1 protein-coding gene is annotated in these 856 nt (G+C 52.5%); it reads left to right on the top strand.

Annotated elements, in window-relative coordinates; genetic code table 11:
• A partial coding sequence (locus tag ACOCD2_RS22785) for a hypothetical protein (protein ID WP_419626202.1) occupies nucleotides 1-856 on the top strand: 856 nt, incomplete at both ends.

Genomic DNA, 856 nt, shown 5'->3' with positions numbered 1-856 from the left:
CGTCAATGTGGTCCGACAGGTAGCTATCACACTTCAGGAAGGTGTCACTGCGGTTGATGATATCGTAGTAGGCTGGGAATACACAGGCGTGTATAAGACAGGTGTCCGTCCGTTCCGGACTTCCAGCGATTACACCTACTTCAACAGCATCAAACAGCTTGAGACAGCTGGCACCGGAAACACGAGCTGTACCGTCTCTGTGCTGCTGGGTGTCTGCGCAAATGACAATACCGCTGATGCAGACACCAGCTTTGACACCTACGTATCGGGTACACTGAAGGGCTCAGAAACTCATACCCTATATACCGGTAAGTATGGCTATAAAAAACTCGCCACATCCTGCGCACTCGCAGGGATCAAGACGCTGGAGAAGCAGCTCACCGTAGAGAAGGTGCCCACCACCGGTACATCTGCAAATGCAGCAGGCCTGTCCCATATCAGTCTGGACTTTGCCACCACGACCCTTGCTATCACAGCCTCGGGCACAACCGGGGGAGGGCTCACGGAAACCACATGGGGCGACGTCTACGACAGGATCCAATACCTGCTGTACACAAAGGATTACATTGCAAAACCGGATTTCACCTCCGTGGCAGGTGACACTATCGACCTGGGTTCCTGGGACATTACCATTGATAATGAACTGCTGAAGGAAGGAACAAAGGTCAAAGGCATTCGGACACAGGGCAATATCACCCTCACCAACGGCGGCAAGTACACCGGTAAAGTTGAATCAGCAGACGGCGTGTGCGTGACACTGGTATCCAACAAAACGGATACCAGCTTCTACGCCATGGGTTCTATTTCTCCCTATACGAAGTACCTCTATGAAGCAAGTGCAGAGCGCGTGGGCTTC

This window comes from Thiolapillus sp. (assembly GCF_048562965.1).
In the GTDB taxonomy this organism is placed as follows: Bacteria; Pseudomonadota; Gammaproteobacteria; order Chromatiales; family Chromatiaceae; genus Thiolapillus; species Thiolapillus brandeum_A.
The sequence above is the reverse complement of the archived record's forward strand: the minus strand, read 5'-3'. Positions and strand labels throughout refer to the sequence as shown.